Here is a 16,939-nt window from a genome sequence, read left to right as displayed (position 1 = left end):
GAAAGGAGCGCGCGTTGGACGTGACCTGCGGAATCGACTGGGCAGAGGATCACCACGACGTTGCTTTGGTCGACCGGGACGCTCGGCTGCTCGGCAAGCTCAGGATCGACGACGACGCAGCGGGCTTCCAGGAACTGCTTCGGTTGCTCGCCGAGCACGGCGACAATCCGGACGATCCGATCCCGATAGCAATCGAGACATCTCGTGGCCTGTCTGCGGGCCTCTGGCCGCCGGGTGTATGCGATCAACCCGATGGCTGTCGCACGCTACCGCGACCGGCACGTGGTCTCCGGCAAGAAGTCCGACCATCAGGACGCCGTTGTCCTGGCGAACATCTTGCGGACCGACGCCGAGCTGCATCGGCCGTTGCCGGACGACTCTGACCTGGCCAGGGCGATTGCAGTCCTCGCCAGGGCCCAGCAGGACGCGGTCTGGGACCGGACCCGGGCCCACAACCGGCTCCGGTCGCACCTGCGTGAGTACTACCCGGCGATCCTTGAGGCGTTCGCCGACAAGCGGGAACGGCTGCTGGCGCGTGAAGCCCGCACGATCCTGGCGATCGCGCCCACTCCGGCCGAGGCTGCTCGGCTCACCCGAAGCAGGCTCAGAGCCGCCGTCACACGGGCCGGCCGCCAGCGCCGGATCGAGGCCGAGACCGACCGGCTCCTCGAAGTGCTCCACCAGCCCCGGCTTCGCCAACCAGCCCTGGTCGAGAAGGCGATGGGCCACCAAAACACGCGCACTGCTGGCCCAGCTCGAGACGGCCTGCCGGGCATGTGACGAGCTAGCGCACGACACCGAGGAACTCTTTGTGCAGCACCCCGATGCGGAGATCATCACGAGCTTCCCCGGACTTGCCGTGCTCACCGGTGCTCGGATACTCGCGGAGTCGGTGACGACCGCACCCGGTTCGACACGGCCCGAGATCTCAAGGCCTACGCCGGAAGCGCCCCCGTGACGAGGGAATCGGGCAAGAGCCGTCGCGTCAGCCACCGCCGGATCAAGAACAGCCGCCTGGCCGCGGCCGGCCGGCACTGGGCGTTCGCCGCACTCACCGCTTCACTCGGGGCCCATTCTCACTACAACCGCCGACGACAAGCCAACGACCGCTACCACGCTGCACTCCGCAATCTGTTCATCCGCCTAATAGGCCAGCTCCATCACTGCCTGACCACTCGCCAGAAGTTCGACGAAGGGATCGCCTTCGCCCGGCCGGCACCGCCATCACTCGCAACAGCTGCTTGACCCCATAGCTGCATGGGGTGTCTTGTCGGCCGCGACACTGTCGGGCTTCTTGCGAGGCCTGCCCAACCCGAGCCGGGGGACCCGGATCCTCTCCAACACCGGAACGAACTGAGTACAGTCAGCCCGCTGCCCCGGAGTGACGATCAGGGACAGCGGGCGGCAGTGCCCATCCGCGCTCAGGTGGATCTTGCTGGTGAAGCCGCCGCGCGAGCGGCCCAGGCCCTCGCCTCCCGCACCACCTTCACCAGCCGGCCGACGAGGCTCTGCCATGGAGTTTCGTCCTGGTGTTCGACCAGCTCGTCCCCCTTTGATCCAGCAAGGGCCGGCGGCGGGTCGATGCGGGCGCCAGCCGCGTGCTGGTGGGCGCGCACGATGGTGGAGTCCACCGAGATGTCCCAGTCGATCTCGTCCGCCGCGTCGGCCGCGGCCTGGACTTGCTGCAGCAGCCGTTCCCAGGTGCCGTCCGCCGACCACAGCCGATGGCCCTCGTAGACCGTCTTCCACGGCCCGAACCGCTCCGGCAGATCGCGCCAGTGAACCCCCGTCCGAACCCGGTGCAGAATCCCGTCGATCACCTGCCGGTGATCACGCCACCGCCCGCACCGACCGTTGCTCACCGGCAGGAACGGCTGTAGCCGCGCCCACTCCGCGTCCGACAGATCACCGCGTTCACCCCGCCCCATACACAAGCCAACGATCCGACCAGGCGACAGTCACATGATCGACCAGGCAACCCCTAGTTGTGCAGGCTCGACGTGTGATTCCGAGTAGATCCCATACAGGACGCGCCATTCGCACCCAGTCTTCCAGCAAGTGGCGGTCGATGACGTGGAGGTTCTGGTCCTGGGCGAAACTGCGTGCCGTCCTCGTGACCGCACCGTTGGTGACCAAGACGACTACATCACCTTTGTGCACAGGGCGTCCCGTACCGTTGAGAATCTGGAACTCGCGGACGCCTACGGGGCCCCTGCGATCCCTTGCTTGCGGTGCTTGCACTGAATAATCCAGCGCTGGCCAGCTGGGTCAACTGCCACGACGTCGGCTCCGTTGTCACCCGCTCCACCCACCCTCCTCACCTCGTCCGCGCCGTCACGGATCATGAGATCGCGGATGAGGTACTCGAACTCACGATGGTCGAGTCCATCGACACGGGCCGGAGAGCAGCAGACCCGCTGGCACGGAGTGGTGGAGGCAGGCCGTCGTCCGTGCCGTCTTGTCGCCAGCACCCACCCGGTCGCCGCAGACGCTAAAACCAAGACCGGCATCAGCCACAGGATGGCTGCTTGAGAGGCAGTATTCACACCGGCACCATTGCAGAGCCCACTGACATTTCTGCCAGATCAGTTCTGATCCTCCACGGCGCGCGGGTGAGGAACGCAGCGAGGTCGACAGCGGCTTCGGGTCGGCCGACGGCTGCGAGAAAAGCGAGTGTGGATCAGTTGCTGGGAGTCCTGTTGGGTGGCGGACTTACCCTTGCGGGCAGTTTCGGTGCCGTCTGGTTGCAGGCGCGGAACCAACGTGCGGAAGCCCGCGCCAAGGATCTTTGGGATCGTCGGTCCGGCCTCTACCTCGACTTGCTGACCCACCTGGGCGGTCGCGTGTCCTTCGCCGCCGATTCCGACGAGTTCCTTGTCGGGTACGGACCGCAGACTGCGGAGGACTACGAGTTGCGCACGCAGCTGAACGCCCGCGTTGCGTTGTTCGCGTCGCCGGAGACCCGTGATCTTTGGAAGAAGGCCACGGACGCAGCGCTGGTCCTCCACGCGGCAACGATCGAGGGCGGTCACTTCGAGCAGTCCTTCGACAGGATCCTCGTTCCGGAGACGAGCTCGGACCCCGTGCACCAGCGTCTTATCGATGCTGAAAAGAGCGCGCGTGAAGAGCTGATCTCCCATCTGCGCGCCGAACTCGACGTGGATCGCTACCTGCCGGCTTGAGGACGGGCCTCGAATGCGGTCCCCTCGTGCTGGGCTGCGCCGCTTTTGTACGCGCGGGCGAGCAGTGTGTGCCCGACTCCGCCCCCGCGGCCGCGGGGGCGGAGTCGGGCAGCCGGTTGACGGCGGCCTGCTCGTCCTCGCTGAGGGAGTCCAGCAGGGCGGCGCGGCGGGCGGCTTCGGCGTCTTCCTCCTGGCGGCGCTTGTCGTCCTCCAGCTGCTTCTCGCGTTCGCGTTCGACGTCGGCGGCGAGTTCGTCCTGGACCACGGCGTCGGAGTCCGGGTCGTAGGCGCCGCCGGTGGTGGCGAGCAGCTGCACGATGCGCGTCCACTCCGCGACTTCGGCCGGGCTGCGCTCATCGCCGGCCAGGTCCTCGCGGTCGCGGTCCAGGTGCTGCTGCAGCTCGGCTTCCTCGAGGGCGGCCGCCGCCTCCGGGTGGGCCATGCCGCGGGCGCGTCGGCGGACCGAGCGGCGGCCGACCTTCGCCTGGTCGACCGGCTCGCGGGGCGCGGAGGCGGCGGGCGGGGGTGCTCACACGAGCCTCTCATTCGTCGGCACAGTGTGCCCTTTCCAATCTCCCGCGTCGGCTGGGCAGTTGGCCTGATGGGTTTTCGACCAAGAGAACCGTCTCCAACGATCACAAGCGGCCCGTTCCACCGCACCCCAAGCGACCAGCTCATGCGACTATCAGCCATACGAACGAGCCTGTGAAGGAGTCGCGAGGTGGGTCACGAGTCATCGCACTACCGAGAGCTCTACCGGCAGTCACTCTTCTACCGGCCCGGAAGCACGCTGCTGACCACGATCCGCGCGTACACGGGCGGGCCCACACCGGCCCGCCCCGACGACCCGGCTGTCCGTTTCCATCCCGAAGGAGTCGCGTACCACCAGGCATTCGGATACGTCCCCGTGATCAAACTGGGCTGGCCGGCGGTCCGAGCGGTCGCCGTTCTCCCCGGACCGGTCCCGGACCGACAGGCCCTGTGCGTGTACCGGATCAACGAACCACCACAGCCGGACGTCCCGGCCGACGAAATGTTCACCGGCACTGGACGGGGCCTCGGAGCCCACTTCCAGACGCTGTTCGGCACGAGACTCGTGGTACATCTGCACCACGTACGGGGCCCGTCACTGAAGAAACTCGCCCGGCGCCTACCCGCCTGGACAGACGGCCGCATCACCCTCACCACCGAACGCCCGTCCTGAAGCAGACCGCCCACCAGGGGCTCTGTGGGCACATCGGCTGGAGCACGCGGGCCCGCCGGGGACTGAAAGACGTTCGTTTGACAGACCCTGTCCACGCAATGAGGATCCATGACCAACGCACCCCTGGGACCAGGGGCTTCATCCCGATCCCGAAGCGGTGGACGGTCGAGCGGGCCTACGGCTGGCTGATGCTCCACCGCCGCCTGGCCCGCGACTACGAAACCCTCCCGGCCCGCTCCGAAGCCATGATTCACCTCGCCGTGACCGACCTCATGGCCCGCCGACTCACCGGCGAGAGCATGTGACGGGGAATCCGGCTGCCGCAGGGTGGGCGCGGCAGCCGTAGACAGGCTTATAGCAGCCGTGAATTCGTGGGGCTAAAACGAGATATCGAGCCGTTCTATGTCCTTGAATTCGACGTGCAGGCCCGCGCGCCCGCCGCCTTCCATGCGAAAATGGGCGTCGGCGATGGCCTCCGCAACCAGCTCGTGCACGTCATCGTCCGTCGCTCCGCTCTCTCGCGCGGCCAGGATCCGGTCGGCGTATGCGGGCGAGACGGCGGTCATGACGTCCCTCATCCGGCCCGCATCCGAGCTGCCCGCCGGGCCGAATCCGAAGAAGGCCCGGCAGGAGATGACGACCCTCCAGACGTGGCCGCGCGCTGCCTCGCCTGCGACCTGACCTGCGGTTGCCACTGCGCCTCGGTCTTCTCCATCAAAGCCGCTTGGAGGCGCTTCTGCGGCCTCTTGACGGCGCCTGAGCGGTAGCGCTCCACGGTGCGCCGGGTGACGCCCAGGCGCTCGGCTACGGCCGCCGTGGAGCCCTTCGCGCGCGTGAGAAGGAATTTCATCTGGGCTCGCGGGGGTTTCGGCGCGGGACGGGTGAGCAAGGCCCGTTCGGCCCGTCCGAGGCCCTCGAAGAGCTTGCGCCGGAGCAGGGCCGGCGCCGGGTTGGTCTTCTGATCATCTATACGGACCAGGGTCAGGCCAGTCCCCTGTGGACAGATTCCGGCGTCCCGGCGTCGGTCCGCCGTTGCGGGAGGGTTGATGTGACGGCTGCTGATAGTTGGCGGACGGCCGGAGGAATCCCGCAGGTGACGCGTGGGTGGTCGAACGCAGTTGGCGAGTTTGGTCGACGATAGTTGGCGAGCCCAGCGCCGTTCCTGTCACTGAGGGACACAGGTTGGCGCTGTCGGCTTCCGCCAACTGGCCGGCGTATCGCTTGAGGGATTCTCTGAGCAGCTTGTAGAAGGGCATCGTCGGGCCTCTGAGCTGCTGCATGATCCAGTACTGGGGGCTGTGTGTGGTGATCGCCTGTTCGCGGTTTGGGTCTTCGGTCCGGAGGTTGGGAGCCAGACGCCATTCGCTACCGGTCACGAGCGTCCAGATGAAGGCGGATGAGCAGCTGCGGAGCTGTTCATCAGGGCGCCTTGTGGTGCGTGGGAGGCCCTCGCGGATCATGCCCCATTCCTCGGGGCGCAGTGTCCAATCGGCGAAGGTCTGCCTGCGTTTGCGGTAGTCGGTGGGGTGCGGCAGGCGCGAGATGTGTCGTGTGAGGTCTTCGAACGCGTGGTCAAGCCACGGTGTCAGACGGTGAAAGACGTGCCTCCGGTCCGGGAGTTCCAGTGGTTGGTTCTGGTGCCAGGCGTCCGGGATGCCGAGGAACCGGGCGGCCTGGTGTCGCGGCATGCCCGTGGTGATCTGGACGAGCTGGAGTGCGCAGAAGCGTCGGAAGCTGCGGCTCACTCCCATCGAATGGCGCCGTGTGTCCTCGGTCAGGAACGCGAACCAGTCGTTCGGGAGCCACTGCGGAATGTGTTCGGGAAGGTAGCCGCGGGGGTGGATCGGACGGATGGGGGCGTCCCTGCTGCGACGCAGGGCTCCGCTCGGCGACAGGCGTCGTGCGAAGCCGTCTTGGATGTGGGCCTGGAGGGCAGCTGAGCCGGAGGTGCTGTGCCTGGCCCAGGTCTTGCCCCAGCCGGCCGTGGCCGGGACCGGTGCTCGCTCCAGCAGCGCGGTGATGGCGTGATGTCGCGCTTCCAGGGGCAGGGCGATCAGCCGCGCGGCGATGTCCAGAAGGCCAGCAGTGGCGGCGAAGGACGGAGGCTTAGTTGCCCAGCGATAGCTCTTCGCGGTCGCGGTCAGGCTCGCTGCGGGGGTCTGCTTTTGTTGCGTGGGCCAGATTCCTCTCGGGGGTGACCGTGGCTGCTGCGGGCCAGGTCGCGCAGACGACGGCGGAGATCGTCTGCAGATCGGTGAGGGCGGTGAGAGCCGGGGTTGGGGGTTGGGCGGCATCGAGGAGGTTGAGGATCCAGCGCTGGAGTCTGGCGATGTCGGGGGTGAGGGCGGGCTGGTAGGTCTCGTGGGGGCCGTCGAGCCGGGTGGTGCAGAGTGGGGCGCCCGGCAGGCCGGAGGCGGTGTTTCGGCATTGGGCGGGGTGCAGTCCGGTCGCGGAGCTGGCGGGCACGAGCTTCTGTTTGTTGCCGCGGTAGCCGCTGTGGGCGGGCTGCTGGCAGGCCTGGCATAGCTCGCGCAGGAACATGCCGTGGTCGAGACAGGCGAAAACGGTCGCCAGGCGCCATTCAATCTTCCAGGGGCCTCCGTGCCGCCGTTGAATCTCGGTCTCGTCGCCGGCGAGGCAGGTGGGGCAGTAGCGAGTGCTCGCTCCCAGAATCCAGGGAGGAAAGAACCCTCGGCGGCGAAACAGCGACGGCCGGCCTGGGCGGGTGAGGGCGTCGGCGACGGCAGGGCTTCGGTCGGCGAACGAACGCAGGGTGAGGCGGTTGGCGGCGGCGTTCGTCAACCGGGTGGCGAAGACGAACGACGTGACTTCCTCGGGCTGGAGCATCAGCAGGGGACCGACCATCGGGGCAGCGGCCTTGATGGCCAGGCCAGTGCGGACGGCGATCTCGCCGGGAGCTTGATCCAGCCGGTGGCCGAGTCTGAGGAGGAGGCCAGGCAGGCTTTCGCTGGGAAGGGGACGCAGACTGCGGGGCAGTGCAACGGGCTGATCCACGGTTTCAGCCGGCAGCCGGTGCGGCGCTCGGGCCGCGGTCGTCGAAGACGGTGTTCCTGCCGCGGCCCCTGCCCTTGCCGCCGGTCTTCTGTGGCCTGTCCGCCGGAGTGGCCTGCGGGACCGGTGGGACTTCACCAGCGCGGGGGTCGCGGCTGGGATCGTCGAGGCTGATGATGATCTCGTCGAGCAGGTTCTCGTCGAGCAGTTCTTTGCCGCTGCCCATCGCTTCTTGGCAGCCGTCCTCGATGAGCCGTTCGAGCAGGCCGATGACGCCGTCGGTGCGGCGGAAGAGGTACTCGGGCATCGTGCCCGCAGTGAGCATGTCCGCTGGTGCCTCCAGCAGCCGCAAGTTCTTCTGGATGCCGCGCAGATGGTGGTGGAAGGCCGTGATGTCGTCGGGGGTGGTGTAGCGGAAGTGGTCGAGTTCGACGAGGTCGAAGCGACGTTCGGTCTGGGTGACTTCCAGACCGTGGACGCGGGTGTGGTCGGTCGGCGGGAAACGCCACTGGCCGCTTTGGACGTCGCGCTTCGCCTCGCGCAGGAGACCTGAGCCGGGGATGTCGGCGCCGACCAGGATGAGTGTGACGTTTATGCTCATGAAGGCCCGGATCAGATCGAGGGTGTCCTGGTCGTCGGCCCGGTGCATGCGGAGGCGGGTGACGTCGTCCAGGATCAGGGCCTTGACGCCGTGATCGTCAAGGGAACATGCGACCTGGTTGATCAGCTGGGGCAGCGTCATCCCCTTGGTGGGTGCGTCGAAGAAGTTCAGGATCGTCTGGCACGTGCTCTTCGGCTTCGCGGTGACCGGCGTTTGGATGTAGACCACCGGAGCGTGCAGATCCAGGGTTCCCTCGATGGCGGTGGGGTTGAGGTAGTTGTGCATGGCCAGCCAGTCGTCCTCGAAGGCGGCGGCGACTTCGCAGACGGTCTCGGTCTTGCCCTGAATTGATGGCGCTCTTTGAATCTGGCTGTGGCGGATATTTCGTGATGGACAGTCCTAAACATCCGCCACATCCCGTGATGTCCGTTGTCCAGCATGGTGTACGTGGGGGACGAACGTTTCTGGGATCTGGTGTGGCCTGATGTCGAGGGGTTGGCCGTCGATGGGGTGGAAGTCGTCGGGGGTGTGGTGTGGATCGACTTGCATGCCCGGCAGCAGACGGTCACGTGTCCGTCGTGCGGCATGTTGGCGGCGCGCGTGCACAGCACGTACATGCGGCGACTGGCCGATCGTCCACTGGGCGGGCGACGGATGCTGCTGCGCCTGAAGATCCGCCGGTTCTTCTGCGACAACGACATGTGCTCCCGTCGGACCATGGCGGAGCAGGTCCCGTCCTTGACCACGCCCTACCGGCGCCGCACGCTGGCGGCCTCCCGGATGGTGCAGGCGATCGGGCTGGCCGTGGGCGGCCGGGCCGGCTCCCGACTCGCCAGCTACGTCCCGGTGCGAGCGAGCCGAGACGTGATCGTTCGGGAGGTCCGACGGCTCCCGGACCCGCCGTCGGGCCAGGTCACGGTCCTGGGGATCGACGAGTTCGCGTTCCGCAGGGGCGCTACCTACGGCACCGTGCTCATCGATGTCGAAACCAGACGGCCCATCGACCTCCTGCCCGACCGCACCGCGGACACGGTGGCCGCTTGGCTCGCCGCACACCCTGGCATCAAGGTCATCTGCCGAGACCGGTGCAGCACCTTCAGCCAAGCCGCCGCCCGCGCCGCTCCCGACGCGATCCAGGTCGCAGACCACTGGCATCTGCTTCACTCACTGGCCCGCGCTGTCGAGAAAACCGCCCACCAACATCGTGCCTGCCTGCGTAAAGACGCCGAAGCCGACGATCTCGATCCGCGCCAGGCGCCGCCATCCTCCGTGGCCTTGGCGGCGCTGATCGGGCCGCCGGAACCCGACGACCCGCCTGACAACCAGCTCTTGGCCCGAGTCCGTCAGTGGCACTCCGACATCCACCGCCTGCGCGAACGGGGCTGGACGATCAGCGCCATCGCCCGTCATCTGGGCCGGGACCGAAAGACCATCCGCCACTACCTGACCACCGACCTCGACCAGATCCTTGCTTCTGCACGCGAACGGCGCCCCAACGGCCACATCAACCAGTTCAAGCCCTACCTGCAACAACGCTTCCGCGAAGGCGCGACCAACGCCGCCAGCCTCTTCCGCGAGATCAGCGAACGCGGCTACCGGGGCAGCCGCGTCGTGGTCACCAAGTACATCGCGACCCTCCGCGCCGGCACCGCCGCCCCCGAACCACACCAGCCGATACCCAGCCCCCGCCGCATCACCACCTGGATCATGCGTCGCCCCGACTCCCTCACCGACAGCCAGAGCAAGCAGCTCAACCGAATCCTGGATGCCTGCCCGGACCTGGCCATCGCCCGCGACCTCGCCCACGAGTTCAGCGTCATCGCCCGCGAACGCCGAGGACACGACCTCACCCACTGGATGACACGCGCGCTGGAGGAAGGACCGCAGCCGGTCCAGGGCTTCGCAGCCTTCCTCCAAAACGACTGGGCGGCCGTCGTGAACGGCCTCACTCTGAACTGGAGCTCAGGGGCGGTCGAGGGGCAGGTCACAAGAATCAAGCTGATCAAGCGCCGGTCATACGGACGCGCTTCGTTCGGTCTCTTGAGGATCCTTGTCCTGGCTCAGCCGCCATGAAGTTTCAGAAGGGGAGTTCGATGTCGTGACCGTCGGTGGGCGCCGTCAGCGGACGCGGGGCGGGCCATTCACCTGGGAGCATGTCGATAGCGTGCTGAAGGTCTGCCTCAGTCCTTCCGATCACGACCAGGTCGAGGCCCACGAGTCCGGGTTCAAGCCGGAGCAGCAGGCCAGGCGAGGAGAACCACCGCACGGGCAATCCCGTCGGTTCGAACCATGCAGGGTGGGGCGGCAGTGGAACCGGCGCGAACTCGGCCTCCACGAAGGCGACCACCTCGCTCGATGCTCGACACGCACGCCCTTGTGTCCCACCGGACCTGGCCATAACGGCCTCGCTCAGAACCATCTCCACGCAAGCCAGCGAGACACGGTCCAAAAACGGGCACGTCGTGAGCTCCGGCAGGTGATCGGAGAACAGAGCTACAGGCGGGTCATCCTGTGACAGGTCGGTCAGGCGCACCCCCCAGCCTGCACCGCCCTGGTTTTCGCTGCGGAAGAGCAGGAGATGACCAGAAGGATCGAGAAGGAGCTCATCGGGCTCAAGGAGGGGATCCTGCCACGCAACGAGATCCCTGCGTCGGCCGAACAACTTGTAAGCCTCCGCCAGAGCAACCGGCAGATCCAGCTCCAGCCTTTCCTCCGCCTGCTGCACCTCGCCGGCGGCGAACCCATCAGACGAGGTCAAAGGGGTGGCCCAGGCTGCTGCGAACTCTCTGATGAACTCCCACGCCCCCGCTCGGTCTGGGCAACCCCCGGCCAGTGCCTCAGCCACGTCGAACCTGTCATCCATCCGGCCGACCCTACGCGGCCATGAGGATTCCAACATCCACCGGCTCCAACGTCGCCATCACGAAATATCCGCCACAGCCAAAATTCGAGATCGGCATCACCATCACCCCTGGCCAGGTCGAGGCCCTTTTCTTCAGCGCGTTGTTACGCAGACGGCGGTTGACCAGCTTCGACTCCTTCAACGACATCGGTATTTCCTGCAGCGGCAGATTCACATGCGTCGCCGAGCGGTGCATGTCGTGCAGCGACCGGCGGTGCGGACTCAGGGCCCGCCACTGGGCGAAGGAGAGCTTCGGCGCGGGCACGAACAGATCGCGGGTCCTGCGGTAGTGCTGCCAGCCGGCGTAGGTGTTCCGACGTGGCTGCTTGGCGGCGAACATCTTGGCCCGGACAGCAGGATCGAGGTCCTCCATCACGCGTTCTCCTTCGGCTGTGCGACCTCGTCCTCGTCGGCAGGCAGCAGGAACATGCGCCGGTTGCGCAACGACGCACCCAGCCGCGGCGGCACTGGGTCGGCGGACTCTGCCCGGACCACTACCTCACGACGACGGCGCCGGTCGGCATCGACAGCCTCGGTGACGGTGCGGGCCTGTTCGGGCAGGCGCGTCGTCTCTTGCGCAGGCAGCTCCGTCGGCCCCCGGTCGGCAGCGGCGGCCTGGCCCTGGGCGGTCCGGCGCGAGTGAGTCCGGCGCTCACGCTTGGTCATCTGCGTCGGCCACTGCGCAACCGGGATGGCCGACCCCAACAACTCGAGCAGGACAGGCAGCAGGCCGGCGTCCGTGCGGGGAGCCAGCCTGCGTCGGCGGACCTCGCCGAGCAGGGCCTCGGCAGTCTTGTCGGAGAAGGCCGGCACCTCGCCTTCAGGCGGAAGCCCGGTCCAGCGCAGGGGGTGCCAAAGGTCGTGGGCGGCCGGGTCCTGGAGGAAGACCGTTCGTCGGTCGCGCCGGTCGGAGCGGACGACCCACTTGCCCTTGTGACGCCCGCCTCGAGCGGACGGCTGCCGGAAGCGGTCCTCGTCCAGCACCGGGTCGTGATATCAAAGCCCGCCGATCTTCACTCCCCGGCCGGGGTGGATCATCACGTGGTGGGCCTTGAGCAGGCGGTAGTAGAGCTCGGGCTTCGGGATCTGCAGCGCGAACCCGCCCTGCTGCATCGCCGCGGCGAACAGCGTGTTGGGGCTGTGGTCCTCACCCGGGCCCCAGGCCGGCGCGTACTCGCCTAGGATCCGGTTCTGCCAGACGCGGACGACCCAGGCCGCGATCAAGCTCTCCATCTGGGCCAGCGACAGCACCGCATCGGCCTCCGGGTCGGCGCCGCGGTCGGCGACATCCGTTCCGGTGAAGCCCAGCAGGTGTTCCAGCAGCAGAGACTTCACCGCCGAGAAGCACCGCTCGACCGCGAACTTGTCGGTCGGCCGCAGAGCGCGGGCGAACAGGATGTTGCAGCCCAGCGTCCGCTCAGCCTCCACGACGTGGTGGTTCTTGTAGGGGCCGCCGTGGTCGGTGGTCACCGTCTCCGGCGCGAAGAACGGCAGAGCCGCCACCTTGTGGCCGGCGAACTGGGCGACCACCGCGGCCGGAACCCCGGGGTAGGGCCACTCCATCTCCTCGCCCCAGCCCTCCCGCATGGGCAGCGGCATCATCACGTCCCGCAGCAGCATCGCGATGTCCACTGAGGTGTCCGAGACCAGGGTCAGCCGGAACGCGACGATCGAGTGCGTGTAGAGATCCAGCGCGAGGGTGAGCATCACCGAGACCGGATCACCGAAGACCGCTTCGCGGACCTTCACCGGCAGCGGAGTCGAGTCCAGAGCGACGACCTGACCGGGCCGGTGCACCACCACTCGCTGGGACGCGTCCTTGGCCGCCTCTGCCGAGCGGACGTATCGCTGCCGGGCTCCGTCCGGGCCGAACCACTCCCTCCAGACCGTGGTTAGTGTCGTGCGGCCGGGGATCTCCTCGGGCGGGAACTTGGGAAATGTCTCGCGGATGTACTGGTGGAGCAGACGATGCCGGGCTCGCATGCTGATCCGCGAACGCTGCACGCACTCCCGCCTGACCGCGAAAATCGCCTCCCGGATCTCCTCCGTGATGCTTGGGTGTCCTCCGCTGCGGCGTGTCCAGCGGCCGTCAGCGCAAGCCATCACCATCTCGTTGAGACCCGTGGCCGCCAGCCGCTCCAGCGTGCGGACGCTCATGCGGGCTAGGCCCAGCCGCGCGGCCTCGTCCCTGTCCAGTGCCTGCAACTCCGCGGCCTTCGCCCGCCGTCGCTCGGTCACCGTCGTCGTCAACGGGTCGTAGGCCGGCCGCGGCTCGCCCGGCAACGCCCTCGATGCATCGCCCAGCCGGTAACCGGTCTCCGCCTCCAGCACGTGCTCCGCCCGCAGCCGGGCTCGCGCCAGCTGGTCCGCGGACAGGTCGGCCGCCTCCGCCGGCTGCCCGGTAGGGTCCGGACTTCTCGCCTTGGAGACCTGTGCGGGCCGGGCATCCGGGTGGTGCATCAGCCACCGGATCGAGCGCTCCCGACTTTCCCCGTCCTGGTCCCGCAGCCTGACCTGACCGGTCTGAGGCAGGACCGCCTCGACGATCCAGCAGACGCCGAGAAGCCCTCCTCCGGTCACCGTTGGACTCCCTCGCCCGGCCAGACCTCGGAGGCGTCCCGCAGGGGCTCGCCCAGGTCGGCCCCGAGCCGCCGGTGCCAGATCAGGTGCAGGGCATGCGCGCGAGACACGACCGGCAAAGCCGTCGCCGCGACCAGGTCGCCGAAGGGCACCGACCGGTCTTCCACTGCCCGCAGCAGCTGAGCCTGCAGCGCAAGGGGATCGTCCCGGTCCCGGCGCTGAGCCGAGATCGCATCCAGCACCCCCATCACGTGCGGCCGCCAACCCGCCACCACCGAGTAGCGCCAGCCGCAGGCAGCCGCCACCTCCGCCGTTGCGGCGAACTTGACCGCGTCCGCGTGCTCGATGAGCCGGCGCGGCCGGACATCGAACAGCCACCGGCCACCGTCGGGCATGACGGCCAGAAAGTCTGGCGTGTGCTCGGCGCGTCCCGCAGAGTGCTCGAACACCAGCCGAAACGGCTGCGGCAACACCTCCGTCACCCGCACGAAGTCCAGCGCGAGCAGCAGCCGCTGTTCCTCCAGCGACTCGAACCCGTGATGCCGGCCTGTCGAGACCATGAACTGCATTCCCGGCCGGTGCCGCTGCCGGGCCCGCCAGGTGAACCGTCGTACCGGTTCCGAGGAGACACCGGCGCCCCAGCCACATCCCGAACCGGCCAGACCACCTCGCCCCCGGCAAACCGCCACGTCGTCGCCCAGCGCCGGGGCCAGGATTCCCCCAGCGTCAGCAGATCCCGTACCGCCTCCTCGATCCCGTACGGAACGAAGAGATCGTCCAGCCCGCACGTATCGGACCGCACCACGGCCACTGGCTGCGTATCCACGAAGTCAAGCAGACCACCACAGCATCCCGGCAGAACATGGATCTCCGCATATGATCGAAAGCGACGCAAACTGACTACTGCGACTGAGCGCGATAGCTGGCCCGTCCGGCCAGATAGGTGCTCAGATCCTGCAGCGTCGGCGGTCAGCCGCCGTGAAGTCCCCACTCATCGAGGCCTTCATAAACGTGAGCTTCGAGGCATCGAGGTGCGTCAAGACCGATGGCCTCGCCTCGGTATAGAGCGATGAGCGAGTCCTTGCCTCGCCACCAGGTGTCTGTCACACCCTGCACTTCGGGCACCAGCTCGTAGCCCCCGAGGTCCAATGACTCGACGGCCTTGCCCTTGACCCTCGTGACGGTCTTGGCCCACCGAGCGGCATGGGCGGCGAGTGCCAAGGACTCCACCCATCCGTCTGTGCTGGCATGCAGGGGCGTCCAGCAATAGGCGTCGATCCCGAACGCACCCTCGGGGCCGATCAGAAATCCGTAGGCCATGGACAGCCGGCAGCTCCCCGCCGGAAACGACCAGCCCTCAGCGGCCGAGCCCGACGGACAGCCTGCATCCATTGAACAGGTGTGCTCCGACCCGCTCGGGCTCGCCCTTGCGGGCTGGTCGCGGCAATACCAGGCGACGCTCGGTCAGGTCGTGTTCGAACTCGCGGCCGTAGTAATTCTTGTCCCCGATGATCGTCTGGCCCGGGTGACAGGCGACCACGTCCGGCGCGGTGTCGAGCATGTCGCGCAGCGTCTCGCGTTCGTCGGCTTTGGCTCCGGTCAGCGCGAACAGCACCGGCAGGCCGCCGAGCGTGCACACCAGGTGCAGGCGCAGGCCCCAGAAGTACCGAGAGCGCGACGCGCAGTAGCCGTACTCGGCCCATCCGGCCAGGTCCGAGTGTTTGGCCGTCTCCCGGGAGCAGCCGCATCCGACCGCGGTGGAGTCGACCACCCACACGTCGTCACTCCAGAGTGAGGTGTCCTGCGCCAGCATCCTGATCAAATGCGTGACCAGCTCGGATGCGTTGCGGAGCCGCTTGTTGTAGCCGGACTGCTGAGGCAGGTACGGGAAGAGGTGCCGGAAGTCCCGGCTGGCGCGCCGCAGCCACCGCCGCTCCGAGGTGTAGCCGAGCAGCGCCGACATCACCGCGACAGTGACCAGTTCGGCGTCACTGAGCGTGGGCGGGATTCCGACAGCCGGACGCCACGGTGCCAGATGCGGCGAAGCCTTCAACGCGTCGTCGATCCTGGCGTACAGTGCCGTGGCGAGGGTGTCCAAGTCTGTGATCACACACCGACCTTGGACGCCCCCGCGCCATGTGCGCAGGCCACCCCGTGGACTCATTCAGGGATCGAGGGCGGTCTCCACTGCGGTGACTATGCGTCGCGGTCTTTTCGCAGGGCCTGGATGAGCCAGGGGTACACCGGAATCAGGTTCGGTACTACCTGCCAGCCGTTGACGATCCATACCAGCCGCCAGTACCGGTCCACCGTGGGATCGTGTGCCTCTTCGAACTGCTGGGCCATCCAGTCCCGGAATCCGTGTCAGGGGTGCGTGCGAACACCTCGGCGAAGCGGTGCACAAGGTCGTCGATGACGAGTGTGCCCCTGTTGCTGAGCCGGGTCGATGCCCGACTCCATGGCCTCGGCCACCTTCTGACAGGTGAGCTTCATCAGTTCCTCGCCCGCTTCGCTCTCGATGTCGAGCGGGCGCCCGGCGGCCTGCCACATGGCCATCCGGCGCATCCGGGCCCGGAAGCCCTCGTCGCCGACCAGCTCAGCGAGCTCCACCCACGCGGCGACCTGCTCACTGGACGGATCATCGGGAAGGGCGGGAGTGGCAGCGCTAACCATTGCCACCGCAGCCGGGTCGGCATCCACTGTGCCGAAGGTGCCAACCATGAAATCGTCTATCAAACGTCGGCGTTCCTCGCCGGACAACTGCGTGAGCCTGTGCATGCGCTTGATCTCCTCGGGATCGGACCCGCGTCCGGCCACGACTCGCAGAACACTCCGACGCAGTTGCAGCACCCGGATCTGGACGTCCATGGCGTCGGCGTGCGCCGCGGCGACATCCGCCACCGAGAGCTCGCGGTCCAGTACCCGTTGAATCGTGGCCAGGTCCATGCCCAGCTCGCGCAGTGTGCGCAGAAGTTCCAGACGAAGCAGTGCGTCGAGGTCGTAGAGCCGATAACCGGCGGGACTTCGGGTAGTCGGCGCTACCACCCCCGCATCGGAGTAGAACCGGATGGTCCTCACGGACAAGCCGGTCCGCCGGGAAAGCTCCCCGATCGAGTAGAGGGTCGTAACGTCCATGTCCCCAACTCTGCTGTCTCCAGTCACTGGAGACTCAAGGCTATTCCCCAGCTGGGCCCCGGTCCGAGAGAGCCTCCGAATTGCTGAGCACGCGTCACGTTGTTTCCGCTGACCGCCAGGACGACCGGCCCGCCTTGCACTCGCTGGGCAGCAATGGCAGCGACATGGGCCACCGTTCGCCAGCGGTCTACGGCTACGAGCCCTTTGGACTCATTCATCTAGCGACAGGCGCCGGAACCACCTCGGCCGGGGAGCTCCTCGCGTCTGCCTTTGACTGAGCGCGAACCGGGTCACCATCGGGCGCGCAGCACGCCGTCACTGTC

General features: G+C 67.4%; 15 protein-coding genes and 7 pseudogenes. 5 read left to right on the top strand and 17 right to left on the bottom strand.

What is annotated here, in order from left to right; genetic code table 11:
- The first annotated feature begins 14 nt into the window (after positions 1–14).
- Positions 15–1,245, top strand: a pseudogene (locus tag ACZ7L5_RS30555) (IS110 family RNA-guided transposase).
- Positions 1,246–1,266: 21 nt separating this feature from the next.
- On the opposite strand, the pseudogene ACZ7L5_RS30550 reads toward ACZ7L5_RS30555, so the two are convergent.
- The 3 genes and pseudogenes from ACZ7L5_RS30550 to ACZ7L5_RS30540 form a co-directional block, all read right to left on the bottom strand.
- Positions 1,267–1,928: pseudogene (locus tag ACZ7L5_RS30550) on the bottom strand (IS5 family transposase); the annotation flags it as partial.
- A complete protein-coding gene (locus ACZ7L5_RS30545) occupies positions 1,915–2,241 on the bottom strand; it encodes a restriction endonuclease (protein ID WP_471520596.1) in 327 nt (108 codons plus the stop codon). The pseudogene ACZ7L5_RS30550 and the gene ACZ7L5_RS30545, both read right to left, overlap by 14 nt.
- Positions 2,202–2,510, bottom strand: coding sequence for a restriction endonuclease (locus ACZ7L5_RS30540; RefSeq protein WP_471520900.1), 309 nt, complete (start codon positions 2,508–2,510; stop codon positions 2,202–2,204). Before ACZ7L5_RS30540 ends, ACZ7L5_RS30545 begins: the two co-directional genes overlap by 40 nt.
- 165 nt (positions 2,511–2,675) lie before the next feature.
- Here ACZ7L5_RS30540 and ACZ7L5_RS30535 point away from each other — a divergent pair, with 165 nt between their 5' ends.
- Positions 2,676–3,182 (top strand): hypothetical protein, encoded by a 507-nt coding sequence (locus ACZ7L5_RS30535; protein ID WP_471520594.1) that lies wholly within the window; start codon positions 2,676–2,678, stop codon positions 3,180–3,182.
- Here the strand turns inward: ACZ7L5_RS30535 and ACZ7L5_RS30530 are convergent.
- Positions 3,097–3,624, bottom strand: coding sequence for a hypothetical protein (locus tag ACZ7L5_RS30530; protein ID WP_471520592.1), 528 nt, complete (start codon positions 3,622–3,624; stop codon positions 3,097–3,099). The two genes, ACZ7L5_RS30535 and ACZ7L5_RS30530, sit on opposite strands and share 86 nt — an antisense overlap.
- Before the next feature lie 279 nt (positions 3,625–3,903).
- Here ACZ7L5_RS30530 and ACZ7L5_RS30525 point away from each other — a divergent pair, with 279 nt between their 5' ends.
- Positions 3,904–4,386 (top strand): hypothetical protein, encoded by a 483-nt coding sequence (locus ACZ7L5_RS30525; protein ID WP_471520590.1) that lies wholly within the window; start codon positions 3,904–3,906, stop codon positions 4,384–4,386.
- A gap of 116 nt (positions 4,387–4,502) precedes the next feature.
- Positions 4,503–4,691 (top strand): annotated as a pseudogene (locus ACZ7L5_RS30520) (transposase); the annotation flags it as partial.
- A gap of 72 nt (positions 4,692–4,763) precedes the next feature.
- Here ACZ7L5_RS30520 and ACZ7L5_RS30515 read toward each other — a convergent pair.
- The 5 genes and pseudogenes from ACZ7L5_RS30515 to ACZ7L5_RS30495 form a co-directional block, all read right to left on the bottom strand.
- Positions 4,764–4,952 (bottom strand): hypothetical protein, encoded by a 189-nt coding sequence (locus ACZ7L5_RS30515; RefSeq protein ID WP_471520588.1) that lies wholly within the window; start codon positions 4,950–4,952, stop codon positions 4,764–4,766.
- 134 nt (positions 4,953–5,086) lie between these two features.
- Positions 5,087–5,275: pseudogene (locus ACZ7L5_RS30510) on the bottom strand (telomere-protecting terminal protein Tpg); the annotation flags it as partial.
- A 73-nt stretch (positions 5,276–5,348) separates the two neighbouring features.
- The gene (locus ACZ7L5_RS30505; protein WP_471520586.1) at positions 5,349–6,131 is read right to left on the bottom strand and encodes a hypothetical protein; all 783 of its coding nucleotides are present in this window, start codon (positions 6,129–6,131) and stop codon (positions 5,349–5,351) included.
- A 361-nt stretch (positions 6,132–6,492) separates the two neighbouring features.
- Positions 6,493–7,401 (bottom strand): TniQ family protein, encoded by a 909-nt coding sequence (locus ACZ7L5_RS30500; protein ID WP_471520584.1) that lies wholly within the window; start codon positions 7,399–7,401, stop codon positions 6,493–6,495.
- Positions 7,402–7,405: 4 nt separating this feature from the next.
- Positions 7,406–8,347, bottom strand: a complete 942-nt coding sequence (locus ACZ7L5_RS30495) for an AAA family ATPase (protein WP_471520898.1) — start codon at positions 8,345–8,347, stop codon at positions 7,406–7,408.
- 90 nt (positions 8,348–8,437) lie between these two features.
- On the opposite strand from ACZ7L5_RS30495, the gene ACZ7L5_RS30490 reads away from it, so the two are divergent.
- Positions 8,438–10,072, top strand: coding sequence for an ISL3 family transposase (locus tag ACZ7L5_RS30490; protein WP_471520582.1), 1,635 nt, complete (start codon positions 8,438–8,440; stop codon positions 10,070–10,072).
- 4 nt (positions 10,073–10,076) lie between these two features.
- Here the strand turns inward: ACZ7L5_RS30490 and ACZ7L5_RS30485 are convergent, their stop codons facing one another.
- From ACZ7L5_RS30485 to ACZ7L5_RS30450, 8 genes and pseudogenes are all read right to left on the bottom strand, one after another.
- A complete protein-coding gene (locus ACZ7L5_RS30485) occupies positions 10,077–10,862 on the bottom strand; it encodes an SMI1/KNR4 family protein (protein ID WP_471520580.1) in 786 nt (261 codons plus the stop codon).
- A 10-nt stretch (positions 10,863–10,872) separates the two neighbouring features.
- Positions 10,873–11,277: a hypothetical protein gene (locus tag ACZ7L5_RS30480; RefSeq protein WP_471520578.1), complete on the bottom strand. Its 405-nt coding sequence runs from the start codon at positions 11,275–11,277 to the stop codon at positions 10,873–10,875.
- Positions 11,274–11,885, bottom strand: coding sequence for a hypothetical protein (locus ACZ7L5_RS30475; RefSeq protein WP_471520576.1), 612 nt, complete (start codon positions 11,883–11,885; stop codon positions 11,274–11,276). Before ACZ7L5_RS30475 ends, ACZ7L5_RS30480 begins: the two co-directional genes overlap by 4 nt.
- 12 nt (positions 11,886–11,897) lie before the next feature.
- The gene (locus tag ACZ7L5_RS30470) at positions 11,898–13,481 is read right to left on the bottom strand and encodes a hypothetical protein (protein WP_471520574.1); all 1,584 of its coding nucleotides are present in this window, start codon (positions 13,479–13,481) and stop codon (positions 11,898–11,900) included.
- The gene (locus ACZ7L5_RS30465; protein ID WP_471520572.1) at positions 13,478–14,050 is read right to left on the bottom strand and encodes a hypothetical protein; all 573 of its coding nucleotides are present in this window, start codon (positions 14,048–14,050) and stop codon (positions 13,478–13,480) included. The genes ACZ7L5_RS30470 and ACZ7L5_RS30465 overlap by 4 nt, the downstream gene beginning before the upstream one ends.
- 400 nt (positions 14,051–14,450) lie before the next feature.
- Positions 14,451–14,861, bottom strand: a pseudogene (locus tag ACZ7L5_RS30460) (hypothetical protein); the annotation flags it as partial.
- 1 nt (position 14,862) lies between these two features.
- A pseudogene (locus tag ACZ7L5_RS30455) lies at positions 14,863–15,591 on the bottom strand (IS982 family transposase); the annotation flags it as partial.
- An 86-nt stretch (positions 15,592–15,677) separates the two neighbouring features.
- A pseudogene (locus tag ACZ7L5_RS30450) lies at positions 15,678–16,616 on the bottom strand (MerR family transcriptional regulator).
- Positions 16,617–16,939: the final 323 nt, after the last annotated feature.

It is taken from the genome of Streptomyces sp. NPDC107528 (genome assembly GCF_055639295.1).
This window is presented reverse-complemented; position numbering and strand designations above follow the sequence as displayed.

What these genes read in the sequence shown, in the direction of transcription:
- ACZ7L5_RS30465 (WP_471520572.1), bottom strand. Translation starts at nt 14,050, where the DNA reads ATGCAGTTCATGGTCTCGACAGGCCGGCATCACGGGTTCGAGTCGCTG.
- ACZ7L5_RS30485 (WP_471520580.1), bottom strand. Translation starts at nt 10,862, where the DNA reads ATGGATGACAGGTTCGACGTGGCTGAGGCACTGGCCGGGGGTTGCCCA.
- ACZ7L5_RS30490 (WP_471520582.1), top strand. Translation starts at nt 8,438, where the DNA reads ATGGTGTACGTGGGGGACGAACGTTTCTGGGATCTGGTGTGGCCTGAT.
- ACZ7L5_RS30530 (WP_471520592.1), bottom strand. Translation starts at nt 3,624, where the DNA reads ATGGCCCACCCGGAGGCGGCGGCCGCCCTCGAGGAAGCCGAGCTGCAG.
- ACZ7L5_RS30515 (WP_471520588.1), bottom strand. Translation starts at nt 4,952, where the DNA reads ATGACCGCCGTCTCGCCCGCATACGCCGACCGGATCCTGGCCGCGCGA.
- ACZ7L5_RS30540 (WP_471520900.1), bottom strand. Translation starts at nt 2,510, where the DNA reads ATGCCGGTCTTGGTTTTAGCGTCTGCGGCGACCGGGTGGGTGCTGGCG.